Source organism: Cellulosimicrobium sp. G4 BAM 1002 (assembly GCF_057126935.1).
In genome coordinates this window covers 1,572,115-1,586,525 of record NZ_CP182109.1, presented here as the reverse complement: position 1 = coordinate 1,586,525, position 14,411 = coordinate 1,572,115, and the positions used below count along the sequence as shown (strand labels likewise).

The 14,411-nt window shown below is 74.6% G+C and carries 14 protein-coding genes; 13 read left to right on the top strand and 1 reads right to left on the bottom strand.

What is annotated here, in order from left to right; translation table 11 throughout:
• From ACMXGY_RS07130 to ACMXGY_RS07070, 13 genes are all read left to right on the top strand, one after another.
• Window positions 1-789 (top strand): ABC transporter ATP-binding protein, encoded by a 789-nt coding sequence (locus ACMXGY_RS07130; RefSeq protein ID WP_483776159.1) that lies wholly within the window; start codon window positions 1-3, stop codon window positions 787-789.
• Window positions 786-1,580 carry an ABC transporter ATP-binding protein gene (locus tag ACMXGY_RS07125; RefSeq protein WP_483776158.1) on the top strand — a complete coding sequence of 265 codons (795 nt, stop codon included), beginning with the start codon at window positions 786-788 and terminating at the stop codon, window positions 1,578-1,580. The genes ACMXGY_RS07130 and ACMXGY_RS07125 overlap by 4 nt, the downstream gene beginning before the upstream one ends.
• Complete coding sequence (locus ACMXGY_RS07120) at window positions 1,577-2,452, top strand: branched-chain amino acid ABC transporter permease (RefSeq protein ID WP_483776157.1); 876 nt, start codon at window positions 1,577-1,579, stop codon at window positions 2,450-2,452. Before ACMXGY_RS07125 ends, ACMXGY_RS07120 begins: the two co-directional genes overlap by 4 nt.
• The gene (locus ACMXGY_RS07115) at window positions 2,449-3,606 is read left to right on the top strand and encodes a branched-chain amino acid ABC transporter permease (RefSeq protein WP_483776156.1); all 1,158 of its coding nucleotides are present in this window, start codon (window positions 2,449-2,451) and stop codon (window positions 3,604-3,606) included. Before ACMXGY_RS07120 ends, ACMXGY_RS07115 begins: the two co-directional genes overlap by 4 nt.
• Window positions 3,603-5,222: a class I adenylate-forming enzyme family protein gene (locus ACMXGY_RS07110; RefSeq protein WP_483776155.1), complete on the top strand. Its 1,620-nt coding sequence runs from the start codon at window positions 3,603-3,605 to the stop codon at window positions 5,220-5,222. Before ACMXGY_RS07115 ends, ACMXGY_RS07110 begins: the two co-directional genes overlap by 4 nt.
• On the top strand, window positions 5,219-5,941 hold the full coding sequence (locus tag ACMXGY_RS07105; RefSeq protein WP_483776154.1) for a TetR/AcrR family transcriptional regulator: 723 nt from the start codon (window positions 5,219-5,221) through the stop codon (window positions 5,939-5,941). Before ACMXGY_RS07110 ends, ACMXGY_RS07105 begins: the two co-directional genes overlap by 4 nt.
• Window positions 5,938-6,720, top strand: coding sequence for a 3-hydroxybutyrate dehydrogenase (locus tag ACMXGY_RS07100; protein WP_483776153.1), 783 nt, complete (start codon window positions 5,938-5,940; stop codon window positions 6,718-6,720). The genes ACMXGY_RS07105 and ACMXGY_RS07100 overlap by 4 nt, the downstream gene beginning before the upstream one ends.
• Window positions 6,717-7,721: an alpha/beta fold hydrolase gene (locus ACMXGY_RS07095; protein ID WP_483776152.1), complete on the top strand. Its 1,005-nt coding sequence runs from the start codon at window positions 6,717-6,719 to the stop codon at window positions 7,719-7,721. The genes ACMXGY_RS07100 and ACMXGY_RS07095 overlap by 4 nt, the downstream gene beginning before the upstream one ends.
• Entirely contained in the window at window positions 7,718-8,566 is an 849-nt protein-coding gene (locus ACMXGY_RS07090) for a CoA transferase subunit A (RefSeq protein ID WP_483776151.1), read from the top strand. The genes ACMXGY_RS07095 and ACMXGY_RS07090 overlap by 4 nt, the downstream gene beginning before the upstream one ends.
• 3 nt (window positions 8,567-8,569) lie before the next feature.
• On the top strand, window positions 8,570-9,274 hold the full coding sequence (locus ACMXGY_RS07085; RefSeq protein WP_483776150.1) for a CoA transferase subunit B: 705 nt from the start codon (window positions 8,570-8,572) through the stop codon (window positions 9,272-9,274).
• Entirely contained in the window at window positions 9,271-10,446 is a 1,176-nt protein-coding gene (locus ACMXGY_RS07080) for an alpha/beta fold hydrolase (protein WP_483776149.1), read from the top strand. Before ACMXGY_RS07085 ends, ACMXGY_RS07080 begins: the two co-directional genes overlap by 4 nt.
• Entirely contained in the window at window positions 10,443-11,681 is a 1,239-nt protein-coding gene (locus ACMXGY_RS07075; RefSeq protein WP_483776148.1) for an acetyl-CoA C-acetyltransferase, read from the top strand. Before ACMXGY_RS07080 ends, ACMXGY_RS07075 begins: the two co-directional genes overlap by 4 nt.
• A 184-nt stretch (window positions 11,682-11,865) precedes the next feature.
• On the top strand, window positions 11,866-13,626 hold the full coding sequence (locus tag ACMXGY_RS07070) for an alpha/beta hydrolase (RefSeq protein ID WP_483776147.1): 1,761 nt from the start codon (window positions 11,866-11,868) through the stop codon (window positions 13,624-13,626).
• A 12-nt stretch (window positions 13,627-13,638) separates the two neighbouring features.
• Here ACMXGY_RS07070 and ACMXGY_RS07065 read toward each other — a convergent pair whose 3' ends face one another.
• Window positions 13,639-14,391, bottom strand: a complete 753-nt coding sequence (locus ACMXGY_RS07065) for a metallophosphoesterase family protein (protein ID WP_483776146.1) — start codon at window positions 14,389-14,391, stop codon at window positions 13,639-13,641.
• Window positions 14,392-14,411 lie beyond the last annotated feature (20 nt).

The following is a 14,411-nucleotide window of genomic DNA, read 5'->3' as shown; positions in this document are numbered from 1 at the left end:
GTGGGCGAGCCGCACGCGCTCCCCGCGCTCGAGGTCCGCGACCTGGGCCTGCAGATCGGCGGGGCGCGCATCCTGCAGGGCGTGAGCCTCGCCGTCGGGCAGGGCGAGATGCTCGGGGTGATCGGGCCGAACGGCGCGGGCAAGACGACGCTGTTCAACCTGGTCTCGGGGATCCACCGCCCGACGAGCGGGACGGTGCTCCTCGAGGGCGCGGACGTGACGACGACGTCGGTGGCCGCGCGGGCCCGCGCCGGGCTGGGCCGGACGTTCCAGACGTCGAGCCTGTTCCCGCGCCTGAGCGTCCGGGAGAACGTGCGGCTCGCCGCGCAGGGGCGCCTCGGCGGCGCCCTGTCGGTGCTGCGCTTCCCGCGTCGCGGCGACGCCGCGACGCGGGAGGCGGACCAGCACCTCGAGACCGTGGGCCTCGCGCACCGCGCGGAGGCCGCCGCGGGCGACCTCTCCCACGGCGACAAGCGGAAGCTGGAGATCGCGGTGCTGCTCGCGACCGAGCCCCGCGTCGTCCTTCTCGACGAGCCCATGGCGGGCGTGTCGTCGGCCGACGTGCCGGGCCTGGTCGAGGTCATCCGCAACCTGCACGCGACAGGCTGCACGGTCCTCATGGTCGAGCACCACATGGACGTCGTGCTCGGGCTCGTGGACCGCGTCGCCGTCATGCACCACGGCGAGCTGCTCGCGTGCGACACCCCGGAGGCCGTCATGGCCGACCCGACCGTGCAGAGCGCCTACCTGGGCGTCACGGCAGGAGAGAGCGCAGGAGACGCCGCATGAACGCCCCGGACCCCACGCCCGTCCTCGAGGTCCGCGGCCTGTCCGCGCGCATCGCGGGCCAGCAGGTCGTCGAGGACGTGACGTTCTCCGTCCCCTCCACCGGCGTGACCGCGGTGCTCGGCCGCAACGGCGTCGGCAAGACGTCGACGCTCAAGGCGGTGCTCGGCCTGATCGAGCGCCGGGGCGAGGTCCTCCTCGCGGGCGAGCGGGTCGACGGCGAGCGCACCGACCGCATCGTGCGCCGCGGCGTCGGCTACGTCCCCGAGGACCGTGAGGTCTTCGCCGGGCTCACCGTGGCGGAGAACCTGCGCCTCGCCGAGCGCGACGCGCACCCGCGCCGCGAGCTCGTCGCCGAGCTGTTCCCCGACCTCGTGCAGCGCTCCGCCCAGCGTGCGGGGACCTTGTCCGGCGGACAGCAGCAGATGGTCTCGCTCGCGCGGGCGCTGCTCAACGCGAACCGTCTGCTCCTCGTCGACGAGCCCACCAAGGGGCTGGCGCCGCGGATCGTCGGCGAGGTCTCCGACGCGCTCGCCGAGGCCGCCCGCACCGTCCCGATCCTGCTCGTCGAGCAGAACCTCGAGGTCATCGAGCGGCTCGCCGAGCGCGTCGTGGTGATCGACGCCGGGCGCGTCGTGCACACCGGCCCGGCGCGCGAGCTGCTCGACGACCCCGAGCGCGTCCAGCGGCTGCTCGGCGTCCACGCCGAGGCAGAGCCCGTGCCTGCCGACAGGCCGCCGGCCGCCGAAGACACCCCGACCACAGCCGACCCGACCTCGGAGGTCGCCCGATGAGCACGATCGTCCTGCTCCTCGTCACCGGGCTCGGCCTCGGTGCGCTCTACTTCCTCGTGGCGTCCGGCCTGTCCCTCATCTACGGGCTCATGGGCGTCCTCAACTTCGCGCACGGCTCGTTCCTGACCCTCGGCGCATTCGGCGGCTGGTTCGTCGCGCGCACCCTCGGCGCGGACTCGTGGGGCGTGTTCGCGCTCTCGCTCCTCGCCGGTGCGGTCGTCGGCGCGGGAGCGGCGGCGCTCACCGAGCTCCTGCTCATCCGCCCGCTCTACGAGCGGCACATCGAGCAGGTGCTCGTCACCGTCGGCCTCTCGCTCGCGTCCGTCGCGCTGTTCGAGGGCATGTGGGGCTCGGACCCCGAGTTCATCTCCGGCCCCACGTGGCTCAAGGGGACGACCGACCTCGCGGGCGCCCCGATCCCCAACGACCGGTTCGTCGCGATCGCCGCCGCGGCGCTCGTGCTCGGCGCGATCGTGCTGTTCCTCAAGCGCACGCGCTACGGACTCATCATCCGGGCGGGCGTCGAGAACCGGTCCATGGTCACGGCGCTCGGGATCGACGTGCGCAGGGCGTTCACGCTCGTCTTCGCCGTCGGCGGCGCCGCCGCCGGGCTCGGCGGGGTGCTCGCGTCGCAGTACTTCGGCTACGTCTCGCCGCACCTCGGCGGGTCGCTGCTCATCTTCGCGTTCATCGTCACCGTGATCGGCGGGCTCGGCTCCCTGACCGGCGCCGCGGTCGCGTCCGTGCTCGTGGCGGTCCTGCAGCAGTTCGCGAACTACTACCTCGGGTACGGCGACCTCATCGTCGTCCTGCTGCTCGCGCTCGTGCTCCTCGTCCGTCCCACCGGCCTCCTCGGGAGGGCAGCCGCATGACCACCCAGACCGCTCCCCCGGCCCCGGCGGCCTCCGCCGACGACGCGCCGCGCGCCGACCGACCCGCCCGCCGGGCGCCGTCGGGCACGCTGGTCCGCACCCTCGCGGGCGTCGCCCTCGTCGCGCTGCTCGCGTGCCTCCCGCTGCTGGCGATCCACGTCCCGGGCGTCCTGCCCGGCCCCACCTACACGCCCGGCGCGCTGCAGATGATGGCGCTGTGCTGGCTCATCGGGGCGCTCGCGCTGAGCTACCACCTGCTGTTCGGGGTGGCAGGCCTGCTGAGCTTCGGGCACGCGCTGTACTTCGCGGCCGGCGTCTACGGGCTCGCGGTCGTGCTCGACACGACCGAGATCCCGCTCCTGCCCGCCGCGGCGCTGGTCCTCGTCGGCGGGATCGTGCTCGCGCACGTCGTCGGCGCGATCTCGCTGCGCGTCACCGGCATCTCCTTCGCGATGGTCACCCTCGCGTTCGCCCAGGCGGGCAACGTGCTCGTGCGCCGGAACCCGGGCGGTGTCACGGGTGGTGAGGAAGGGCTCGCGCTCGCCACGGCGAACGTCCCGGACGGGCTCGTCGGCGTGCTCAACACGCGGAACCTCTACTGGCTCGCGCTCGCGGTGCTCGTCGGGGTCTACCTCGTCGTGCTGTGGGTCGAGCGCTCGCGTGCCGGGCACGTCGCTGCCGCCACGCGCGAGAACGAGATGCGTGTGCGCGTCATCGGCGGGCGCCCGTACCTCGTCAAGCTCCTGGTCTTCGTGCTCGCCGCGACGCTCGCGACCGTCGTCGGGATGGCGTACCTGCTGCTGCAGTCCGGGGCCGTGCCCCGCGCGACGTCCGCCGACTTCACGCTCACGCTGCTCGTCATGGTCGTGCTCGGGGGCGTCGGGTCACGCTGGGGCGCGATCGTCGGCGGGGTGCTCTACACGATCCTCGACCAGCGCCTCGGGACCCTCGCGAGCTCCGACGCCGTCGCCGGCCTGCCCGCCGTCCTGCGCGTCCCGCTCAGCGAGCCGCTGTTCCTCCTCGGCACCCTGTTCATCCTCGTCGTGATGTTCCTGCCCGGCGGCATCGCCGGGGCGGCGTCGCGCCTCGCCGCGCGGCGCCGCCCGCGGGAGGATCGGGAGAAGTCCCGCGAGCGCCTCGAGGAGGTGGCATGACGACGACGGCCCACCCTTCCGGTTCGCAGGACGGCCTGCACACGCTCGGGCGCTGGACGCGCGACCGCGCGCTCGCGACGCCGGACCGCGTCGCCGTCGACGACCGCGGCGTCACCCTGCGGTACCGCGACCTGCACGAGCGGGCGAGCGCCCTGGCGACGGCGTTCCGCGACGCGGGGTACGGCGTCGGGGACCGCGTCGCGACGGTGACGGGCAACAGTGCCGACCAGGTCGTGCTGTTCTTCGCGTGCGCGCAGGCGGGGCTCGTGCTCGCGCCGCTGTCGTGGCGGCTGTCGCCCGGCGAGCTCGCGGCGCAGCTCGAGCAGGCCGACCCGGCGCTCGTGCTCGTCGAGCAAGAATTCTCGGGTCTCGCCGACTCCGCGTTTGATCGGCTCGACCCGCTGGACCGCCTCGTCCTGCCGCCGCGGCGCACGGAGCTCGGGCGCAGCGGCGTCGAGGCCCTCGTGCCACCGCCGTCGCGCCGGCCCGTCGTGGGCCGGTCGGGTGCAGCCGGCGCGGCCGTCACGCCCTCCCCCGAGCGCCGCCCCGTGCGTGACGACGACCCGCTCCTCCTCGTCTTCACGTCCGGCACGCAGGGCGCCGCCAAGGGCGCTCTGCTCACGCACGCGAGCTGCTTCTGGACGAACCTGTCGCTCTCGCGCACGGTCGAGCTCACGAGCCACGACGTCGTGCTCAGCGTGCTGCCGCAGTTCCACGCGGGCGGGTGGAACATCCAGCCCTTGCTCGCGTGGTGGACGGGCGCGACGGTCGTGCTCGAGCGCACGTTCGAGCCCGAGCGGGTGCTCCAGCTCATCACCGAGCGGCGCGTCACGACGATGATGGGCGTCCCGACGAACTACCTGCTCCTCGCCGAGCACCCCGGCTTCGCGGACGCGGACCTGTCGTCGCTGGGCCACGCCGTCGTGGGCGGCGCGCCCATGCCGGAGCCGCTCCTGCGCACGTGGCACCGGCGCGGCGTCGCGCTCTCGCAGGGGTACGGGCTCACCGAGGCCGGGCCGAACGTGCTGTGCCTGCCCGACGACCAGGCGCGCGAGCGCATCGGCTCGGCCGGGACGCCGTACCCGCACGTGGAGGTCGCGGTGGCCGATCCCGTGACCGGGCGGATCCTCGACGGCCCCGCGACGGGCGAGCTGCTCGTGCGCGGCCCGAGCGTGTTCGCGGGCTACTTCCGCGACGACGCCGCGACGGCCGCCGTCCTGCGTGACGGGTGGCTGCACACCGGTGACCTGGTCGAGCGCGACGCCGACGGGTACTACCGCGTCGTCGACCGGATCAAGGACGTCTTCATCGTCGGCGGCGAGAACGTCACGCCGTCCGAGGTCGAGTCCGTCCTCCGGCGCCACCCCGGGGTCGCGGACGTCGCCGTCGTCGGCGTGCCCGACGACCGCTGGGGCGAGGTCGGCGCTGCGTTCGTCGTGCCGCGTGCGGGCCACCCCACCGACGCCGAGGACCTGGAGGCGTTCTGCCGCCGCGAGCTCGCCCACTTCAAGGTCCCGCGCCGGTTCGACCTCGTCCCGTCCCTGCCCCGCACGTCGCTGCACAAGGTGTCGCGCCGCTCGCTCGTCGAGCGCGTGACCGTCCCGGAGGACTCATGAGCACCCAGCCCCGCACCGCCCGCGGCAACCGCACGCGGGCCAGGATCCTCGCCGCGGCCGAGCAGGTGTTCGCCGAGGTCGGGTACCACGACGCGTCGATCGTCAAGATCACGGAGGCGGCCGGCGTCGGGCAGGGCACGTTCTACCTGTACTTCGAGTCGAAGATCGACGTGTTCGACGAGCTCGTCGACGACCTCAACCGCCGCGTCCGGCACGCGATGATCGAGGGCAGCTCCCAGGCGACGACGCGCCTCGCGGCCGAGCGGGCCGGGTTCGAGGCGTTCTTCCGGTTCACCGCCGAGCACCCGGCGCTCTACCGCATCGTGCGGCAGGCCGAGTTCGTCTCCCCCGGTGCGCTGCGCCGCCACTACTCGCGCATCGTCGAGGGCTACATGACCGGCCTCGACAAGGCTCGCGCGAACGGAGAGGTCGGCCACGACGTCGACCCCGAGGTCGCCGCGTGGGCGCTCATGGGCATCGGCGAGATCGTCGGGATGCGCTGGGTGCTGTGGGGCGGCCGCTGGGACGAGGGGGCCGAGCCGCCGGCGTACGACGCGGCGGCCGCCGAGGTCCCGCCGCACGTCTTCGAGCAGACCATGCAGTTCATCGAGCGCGCGCTCGCGGCACCGCGGCCCGCCGACCGGACCGAGGCCGAGACCGAGACCCAGACCCAGACCCAGACCCAGACCCAGACCCAGACCCAAGGAGACGCGCAGTGACCGTCCCCGCCACCGCCCCCTCGAGAACCACCGGAGCGACGCTCGCCGGGCGCCGCGCGCTCGTCACGGGCGGCGCGAGCGGCATCGGCGCCGCGTGCGCGCGCGAGCTCGCCGCGCGCGGAGCGCACGTGACCGTGGCCGACGTCGATCCGGACGGCGCGAAGCGGCTCGCCGACGAGCTCGGCGGCGAGGCGTGGGTCGTCGACCTCGCCGACACGCGCGCGCTCGACGACCTCACGCTCGACGTCGACGTGCTCGTCAACAACGCGGGCGTGCAGCGCGTGAGCCCGATCGAGGACTTCCGCCCCGACGACTTCCGGCTCCTGCACGCGATCATGCTCGAGGCGCCGTTCCTGCTCGTCCGGGCGGCTCTGCCCGGGATGTACGCGCGCGGGTTCGGGCGCGTGGTCAACGTGTCGTCGGTGCACGGGCTCGTCGCGTCGCCGTTCAAGTCGGCGTACGTGTCCGCGAAGCACGGGCTCGAGGGCCTGTCCAAGGTGACCGCGCTCGAGGGCGGTCCGCACGGCGTGACGAGCGTGTGCGTCAACCCCGGCTACGTGCGCACCCCGCTCGTCGAGAAGCAGATCGCCGACCAGGCGCGCGTGCACGGCATCCCCGAGTCGGAGGTGCTCGCGACCGTGCTCCTCGCGGAGTCCGCGGTCAAGCGCCTCGTCGAGCCCGAGGAGGTCGCATCGCTCGTGGGCTGGCTCACCGGTCCCGACGCGTCGATGGTCTCCGGCGCCTCGTGGACCATCGACGGCGGCTGGAGCGCGCGATGAGCGCGGCCACCTCGCGCGACATCTCCCGCGACGTCACCACCGCGACCCACACGTACGCGACGCTCGACGTCCCCGTCGCGGGCGGTCGGCTGCGGGTCGGCGTCTGGGACCCGCGGGACGCCGCCGAGGGGGCGCCGACCGTCCTCGCCGTGCACGGCATCACCGCGTCGCACCGGGCCTGGCCGGCCGTCGTCGCCGCGCTGCCGGGGGTCCGCGTGATCGCGCCGGACCTGCGCGGGCGCGGGCGGAGCAACGCGCTCCCCGGCCCCTACGGCATGGGCGCGCACGCCGACGACCTCGCCGCGGTGCTCGACGCGCTGGAGATCGAGAGCGTCGTCGCGCTGGGCCACTCGATGGGCGGGTTCGTGTCGGTCGTGCTCGCGCACCGCCACCCCGGGCGCGTGTCGCGGCTGGTGCTCGTCGACGGCGGGATCCCGCTCCCGCTGCCCGCGGGACTGCCCGCGGACTCCGACCACGACACGGTCCTGCGCGCGCTCCTCGGGCCGGCGGTCGAGCGGCTCGAGCGCACGTTCGCCGACCGTGACGCGTACCGGGACTTCTGGCGCGCGCACCCCGCGTTCGCCGGCGCCTGGGACGAGCCGTGGGCCGACGTCGTCGCGGACTACGTCGACTACGACCTCGTCGGCGAGGCCCCGGCGCTGCGCCCGGCGTCGTCCGCGGCCGCCGTCTCGGCCGACTCGCTCGAGCTCTACGAGGGCGGCCCGCTGGCCGACGCGCTCGCGGGCGGGCGGCCGCTCGAGGTCCCGATGACGCTCCTGCGGGCGCCGCGCGGCCTGCTCGACGAGCCGCAGGCGCTCTACTCCCCCGAGCACCTCGCCGCGTGGCGCGCCCGGCTGCCCGTGCTGCAGACCCGCGACGTTGCGGGTATCAATCACTACACGATCATCATGAGCCCGGTCGGCGTCGAGGCCGTCGCGGGCGAGACCCTGCGGGCCGTCACGAGCGGCGCGCGGGCTAGTGACGAGGAGGTCACGGCATGAGCCCCACGACCACGTCCCCACGAGGGACCGGGCTGGACAAGGTGGTCGCGTCGGCGGCCGAGGCGGTGGCCGACGTGCCCGACGGCGCGTCGCTCGCCGTCGGCGGGTTCGGCCTGTGCGGCAACCCGATCGCCCTGATCGAGGCGCTGCTCGCCCAGGGCACGCGCGACCTGTGGGTCGTGAGCAACAACTGCGGCGTCGACGACTGGGGGCTCGGCGTGCTGCTCGGCGCGGGCCGGATCCGGAGGATGACGAGCTCGTACGTCGGGGAGAACAAGGAGTTCGAGCGCCAGTTCCTCTCGGGCGAGCTCGAGCTGGAGCTCACGCCGCAGGGCACGCTCGCCGAGAAGCTGCGGGCCGGCGGCGCGGGCATCGCCGGGTTCTGGACGCGCACGGGCGTCGGCACGCAGGTCGCCGAGGGCGGCCTGCCCCAGCGGTACGACGGCGCGGGCGGCGTCGCGCAGGCGAGCGCGCCCAAGGAGGTGCGCACGTTCGGCGTCGGGCCGCGCGGTCGCGACGGGTCGCACGCCGACGAGGCCGAGTTCGTCCTCGAGGACGCCATCACGACCGACTACGCGCTCGTGCACGCGCTGCGCGGCGACCGGCACGGCAACCTCGTGTTCCACCGCTCGGCGCGCAACTTCTCCCCGCTCGCCGCGATGGCGGGCCGCGTGTGCGTCGCTCAGGTCGAGGAGCTCGTCGAGCCCGGCGAGATCGACCCCGACGCCGTGCACCTGCCCGGCGTGTTCGTGCACCGCGTGGTCGAGGTCGGTCCCGACGCGCCCAAGCGCATCGAGCGCCGCACCGTCCGGCCCGCCCCGTCGACCACGAACCAGGAGGGCTGAGACATGCCGCTCACCCGCGACGAGATGGCCGCGCGCGCCGCGCGCGAGCTCCAGGACGGCTGGTACGTCAACCTGGGCATCGGTCTGCCCACCCTCGTGCCGAACCACGTCCCGGCCGACAAGCACCTCGTGCTGCAGTCGGAGAACGGGATCCTCGGCGTCGGGCCCTACCCGACCGAGGACGCCGTCGACCCCGACCTCATCAACGCCGGCAAGGAGACGGTCACCGTCCTGCCGGGCGCCGCGTTCTTCGACTCGGCGCTCAGCTTCGGCATGATCCGCGGCGGGAAGATCGACGCCGCGATCCTCGGCGGCATGCAGGTCTCCGAGGCCGGTGACCTCGCCAACTGGATGATCCCCGGCAAGATGGTCAAGGGCCCCGGCGGCGCGATGGACCTCGTGCACGGTGCGGCCCGGGTGGTCGTGCTCATGGAGCACGTCGCGCGCGACGGGTCGCCCAAGATCCTGCGCTCGTGCTCGCTCCCGCTGACCGGGCGGGGCGTCGTGCACCGGATCATCACCGACCTGGCCGTGCTCGACGTGACGCCGGACGGCCTCGTGCTGCGCGAGACCGCACCCGGCGTGAGCGTCGACGAGGTCCGCGCCGCCACGGAGCCCGCGCTGACCGTCGCGCTCGACCCGGCTACGCTCGACGTCACCGACGCACGCCCCGGCCCGTCCACGCAGGCGACGGGGACGCCGTCGTGACGCACGACGTGCTCGGGTCGGCCGCAGGCGCGACGGCGGGACGAGCCGTGCTCCGCCACGACGTGCCGACGCCGCGCGGGCGGGAGCACGTGCGCGAGGCCGCCGCGGCGGGCGAGGCGCGCGCGACCGTCCTGCTCGTGCACGGGAACTGCTCGTCCTCGGCGTTCTTCGACCCGCTGCTGCGCGCCCTGCCCGGCGACGTCCGCGGCGTCGCCGTCGACCTGCGCGGGTACGGCGACGCCGAGGTGCGCCCTGTCGACGCCACGCGCGGCGTGCGGGACTACGCGGACGACGTCGCGGCCCTGGTCGACGCGCTCGACCTCGCACACCCGCTCGTCGCCGTGGCGCACTCGGCCGGTGCGGGGGTCGTGCTCCAGCTCGCGACCGACCGGCCCGACCTGTTCGACGCGATCCTCCTCGAGGCGCCCATGTCGCCGTACGGGTTCGGTGGCACGCGCGACGTCGAGGGCACGCCCCTGTCGCCCGACTTCGCCGGCTCCGGCGGCGGGACGGCGAACCCCGCCTTCGTCGCCGCACTCACCGCTGGTGACCGCAGCGAGGAGCCCGGGTCCCCGCGCGACGTCCTGCGCCGCTTCTACGTCGCTGACGCCGCGTCGCTCGGCGAGCCCCTCGGCGCGCTCGAGGAGCTCCTGCTCGACTCGGTGCTGTCCACGCGCACGGGCGACGACAACTACCCGGGCGACCAGGCGCCGTCGGGCACGTGGCCAGGCGTCGCGCCCGGCACGCGCGGGATGAACAACGCGATCAGCGCCAGGTACTGCGACCTCTCCGGCTTCGCGGCGTCCGGCGCGACCGCGCCCGTGCTGTGGGTGCGCGGCGACGCCGACGCGATCGTGTCGGACGCGTCGTTGTTCGACCTCGCGCAGCTCGGCGCGCTCGGCGCCGTGCCCGGCTGGCCGGGCGCCGAGACGCACCCGCCGCAGCCGATGGTCGCCCAGACGAGGGCCGTCCTCGACGCCTACGCGGCGGCCGGCGGGGCGTACCGTGAAGAGGTGCGGCCCGGCGTCGGGCACAGCCCCCATCTCGAGGAGCCGGACGTGTTCCTCGGGCTCCTGGTCGGGCTCGTCGACGACGCCGCCGCACGAGCGGGCGCCACACCCCCGGCGCCCGCGCAGACACCGCCGTCCGCACCCCTGGAGGTCCAGCAGTGAGCACCACGTCCCACTCCCCCGGCACCCGCCGAGACGTCACTCCCACCGTCCGCCCGGACGACGTCGTCGTCGTCTCCGCCGCCCGCACCCCGCAGGGACGGCTCAAGGGCTCGCTCGCCGCGCTGAGCGCCGTGGACCTCGGCGCGGTCGCCGCCCGCGCCGCGATCGAGCGCTCCGGGCTCGGCGCGGACGCCGTCGACGCCGTGGTGTTCGGCCAGGTCCTCCAGGCCGGGGCCGGCCAGAACCCCGCGCGCCAGACCGCCGCCGGAGCCGGCGTCGGCTGGGACGTGCCGGCCGTCACGGTGAACAAGGTGTGCCTGTCCGGGCTCACCGCCGTGATCGACGGGACACGGATGATCCGGTCCGGCGAGGCCGAGGTCGTGCTTGTCGGTGGCCAGGAGTCGATGACCAACGCCCCGCACCTGCTCCCCGGGTCACGGGCCGGGTTCGCGTTCGGCGACACGACGCTGGTCGACTCCGTCGCGCGGGACGGGCTGACCGACGCGTTCGACCGCGCCTCGATGGGCGTCTCGACCGAGCGCACCAACACCGGCGACGTGTTCGTCTCGCGCGAGGAGCAGGACGTCGTCGCCGCGGCCTCGCACCAGCGCGCGTCGGCAGCGGCGAAGGACGGGCTGTTCGACGCCGAGCTCGCGCCCGTGAGCGTCCCCCAGCGGCGCGGCGAGCCCGTCGAGGTGCGCGACGACGAGGGCGTACGCCCCGACACCACCACCGAGAGCCTCGCCAGGCTCCGCCCCGCGTTCGACCCCGAGGGCACCATCACCGCGGGCAACGCGTCGCAGATCTCCGACGGCGCCGCGGCGCTCGTCCTCACGACGCGCGCCCGCGCCGAGTCTGCGGGCGCACCCGTGCTCGCGACCGTGCGCACGTGGGGCCAGGTCGCGGGACCCGACACGTCGCTGCACTCCCAGCCCGCCCGCGCGATCCGGCAGGCGCTCGACCGCGCCGGCTGGACCGTCGACGACCTCGGCCTCGTCGAGATCAACGAGGCGTTCGCGACCGTCGTCGCGGTGTCCACGCGCGTCCTCGGCGTCTCCCCCGAGATCGTCAACGTCCACGGCGGGGGCATCTCGCTCGGCCATCCCATCGGCGCGTCCGGCGCCCGGCTCGCCGTCCACGCGGCGCACGAGCTCGCGCGCCGCGGCGGCGGGCGGGTCGCGGTCGGGCTCTGCGGGGGCGGCGGGCAGGGAGAGGCGTTGCTGCTCGAGGCGTGAGTTCTGCTGCGGTCTCGGTCGCCCTGGGTGTCGGGGTGGGTGGGCAGCAACGCCCTGCGCCGAGGTAGAACTCTGGTCTGGCGACGTAGAAGCCTGGTCCGGCGAGGTAGAACCCTGGTCCGGGCGCGCGGCCGCTCGCGATGTTCGGCAGGTCGATCGTTGGTCGTGCGCCTACGCTCACGGGGTGCAGCCCACCGTGACGGAGACCCGCGTTCCTGAGCCCGTCGACGAGGAGCGTCCTCGGCACGGGGTGTGGGGGCGGTGGGTGCGGCGGTTCTCGGCGACCGGGCTCGCGCTCGCGCTGCTGTGGTTCTGCGTGTCCTTCACGCCGTCGCTCATCCCGCGCGCCTGGTACTACCAGGCGGTGATCTCGGGCGTGAGCGCGATCGGCGGGTACGGGGTCGGGGCGCTCGTCGAGTGGTTCGCCGTGAAGGTCGGGCTGCGGATCCGGTGGACCGCGCGCGCTAGCCGCGTCGCGTGGTGGGTGCTCGCCGGGGCGACGGTCGTGCTCGTGCCGCTCTCGCTCGTCCTCGGGGCGCGGCGGCAGATCGAGCTGCGGCACCTGTTCGGCATGTCGGAGGACGTCCCGGGGCGCGAGGTCGTGACGCTCCTCCTCGCGCTCGTCGTCGCGCTGCTCGTGCTCCAGGCGGCGCGCGGCCTGCGGCGGCTGGCGCACTGGCTGAGCCTGCTCGTCGACAACGTCGTGCCGGCCCCCGTGGCGCGGTTCGTCAGCGGCGTGGCCGTCGCGGTCGTCGTCGTGCTCGTCTTCAACGGCGTGATCTGGTCCGGCGTGCTGAACGCGCTCAACGGGGTCTTCGCGGCACAGAACGTCGAGATCGACCCCCGGCTCTCGCCGCCGACCCAGCCCGAGCGGTCCGGATCCGAGGCCTCTCCGGAGTCCTGGGACTCGCTCGGCGCCGAGGGTCGCAAGTTCGTCGTCTCCGGCCCCACCCTCGACGAGCTGCGCGCGTTCGCGCAGGCGGGCGACGTCGTCGACCCGGCGGACGTGCGCGAGCCGATCCACGCCTACGCGGGGCTGGACGCCGACGGCGACCTCGACGCGACGGCAGCGCGCGTCGTCGACGAGCTCGACCGGACCGACGCCTGGGACAGGTCCGTCCTCGTGGTCGCGACGACCACCGGGACCGGCTGGGTCGACCCGGGCATGACCGAGGCGCTCGAGCTCATGCACGGCGGCGACACCGCGATCGCGAGCATGCAGTACTCGTACCTGCCCAGCTGGATCAGCTTCGTCGGCGACCGGTCCACACCGCCCGCCGCGGGCAAGGCCCTGTTCGAGGCGGTGTACGCACGCTGGTCCGAGCTCCCGGAGGACGAGCGCCCGCGCCTGCTCGCGTTCGGCATCTCGCTCGGGTCTTTCGGGATGCAGGGCGCGTTCAGCGGCGTGCAGGACGTCGAGGCGCGCACCGACGGCGCGATGTTCACCGGCACCCCGGGGTTCACGCCCCTGTGGCGCGAGCTCACCGACGCGCGCGACCCCGGTTCGTTCGAGTACTCACCCGTGCTCGACGGCGGCCGGCAGGTCCGCTGGGGCGACCCCGTCCGCACCGGGGTCGCGGACCTGTGGGGCCCGGGTCCGCGGTGGGAGGACCCACGCGTCGTCTACCTTCAGCACGCGTCCGACGGCGTCACGTGGTGGTCGCCCGACACGCTGTGGTCCGAGCCCGACTGGCTGCGCGAACCGCGCGGTCCAGACGTCCTCGGCGACGTCAACTGGTACCCGTTCGTCACGTTCTGGCAGCTCACCGGCGACCTGTTCGTCGCGGCGGCGTCCGACATCCCTCCCGGGCACGGCCACGTCTACAAGCTCGAGTACGCCGACGGCTTCGCGGCGCTGCACGCGCCGGACGGCTGGACGGAGGCCGACACGGCGCTCCTCAAGGCCGCGATGGACGCCCCCGTCCAGGGCGGTTCCATCGGTTGACGGGCGGCGTCCTCACGTCGGTCGGACCCGGCCGGTCCGCAGCGCGTGCGCGACGTCCGGACGGTCGTTCCGCTCCGCCAGGGCGACCGCCTCCTCGACGTCGTACTCCACGGCGTGCTCGACGACGCGCCACGACCCGGGCTCGCCCGTCACGACGCTGAAGCGCGCGTGCGGCGTCCCGGCCTCGACGACGTGGGGCTCCGGGAGGTCGTCGTCGTAGGCCGGCCACCCGACGCTGCCGGGGTTCACGACGACGGACCCGTCGGGGAGGACGCGGGTGCGCTGCAGGTGGGTGTGCCCGCACAGGTAGAGGGACCACCGCCCCGCGTGGTCGCCCAGCCGTTCGTGCACCTCCGCGTCGCTCGACTCCCGCAGGCCGTGGTCGACGGTCTGGAGCAGGTACGTCAGGTCGTCGTCCGGGGCGCCGTGGAAGGCGAGGACCCCGAGGGCGGGCTCGCTGGTGAGGGGCAGTGCGCGCAGCCACGCGCGGTCCTCGCCGTCCAGCAGGTCGTGCGCGAGGCGGTCGGAGCGGCTCATGCGCTCCGGCGGCACCGTCAGGAGCTGGCGCTCGTGGTTGCCCCGCACGGTCACGACGTCCGGGCGCGCGCGCAGCAGGTCCAGCGTGCCGCGCGGGTCGACCCCGCCCGAGGCGACGTCCCCGAGGTTGACGACGACGTCCGGCCGCTCGCGCTCGACCGCGGCGAGCGCGGCCCGCAGGGCCGGGGTGTTGCCGTGGACGTCGGAGATGGCTGCGAGGGTGATCATCGACGGACCGTACAGCTCCG

Coding starts and splice junctions, on each gene's coding strand:
- ACMXGY_RS07125 (WP_483776158.1), top strand. CDS start 786: ATGAACGCCCCGGACCCCACGCCCGTCCTCGAGGTCCGCGGCCTGTCC.
- ACMXGY_RS07115 (WP_483776156.1), top strand. CDS start 2,449: ATGACCACCCAGACCGCTCCCCCGGCCCCGGCGGCCTCCGCCGACGAC.
- ACMXGY_RS07120 (WP_483776157.1), top strand. CDS start 1,577: ATGAGCACGATCGTCCTGCTCCTCGTCACCGGGCTCGGCCTCGGTGCG.
- ACMXGY_RS07085 (WP_483776150.1), top strand. CDS start 8,570: ATGCCGCTCACCCGCGACGAGATGGCCGCGCGCGCCGCGCGCGAGCTC.
- ACMXGY_RS07095 (WP_483776152.1), top strand. CDS start 6,717: ATGAGCGCGGCCACCTCGCGCGACATCTCCCGCGACGTCACCACCGCG.
- ACMXGY_RS07090 (WP_483776151.1), top strand. CDS start 7,718: ATGAGCCCCACGACCACGTCCCCACGAGGGACCGGGCTGGACAAGGTG.
- ACMXGY_RS07065 (WP_483776146.1), bottom strand. CDS start 14,391: ATGATCACCCTCGCAGCCATCTCCGACGTCCACGGCAACACCCCGGCC.
- ACMXGY_RS07110 (WP_483776155.1), top strand. CDS start 3,603: ATGACGACGACGGCCCACCCTTCCGGTTCGCAGGACGGCCTGCACACG.
- ACMXGY_RS07105 (WP_483776154.1), top strand. CDS start 5,219: ATGAGCACCCAGCCCCGCACCGCCCGCGGCAACCGCACGCGGGCCAGG.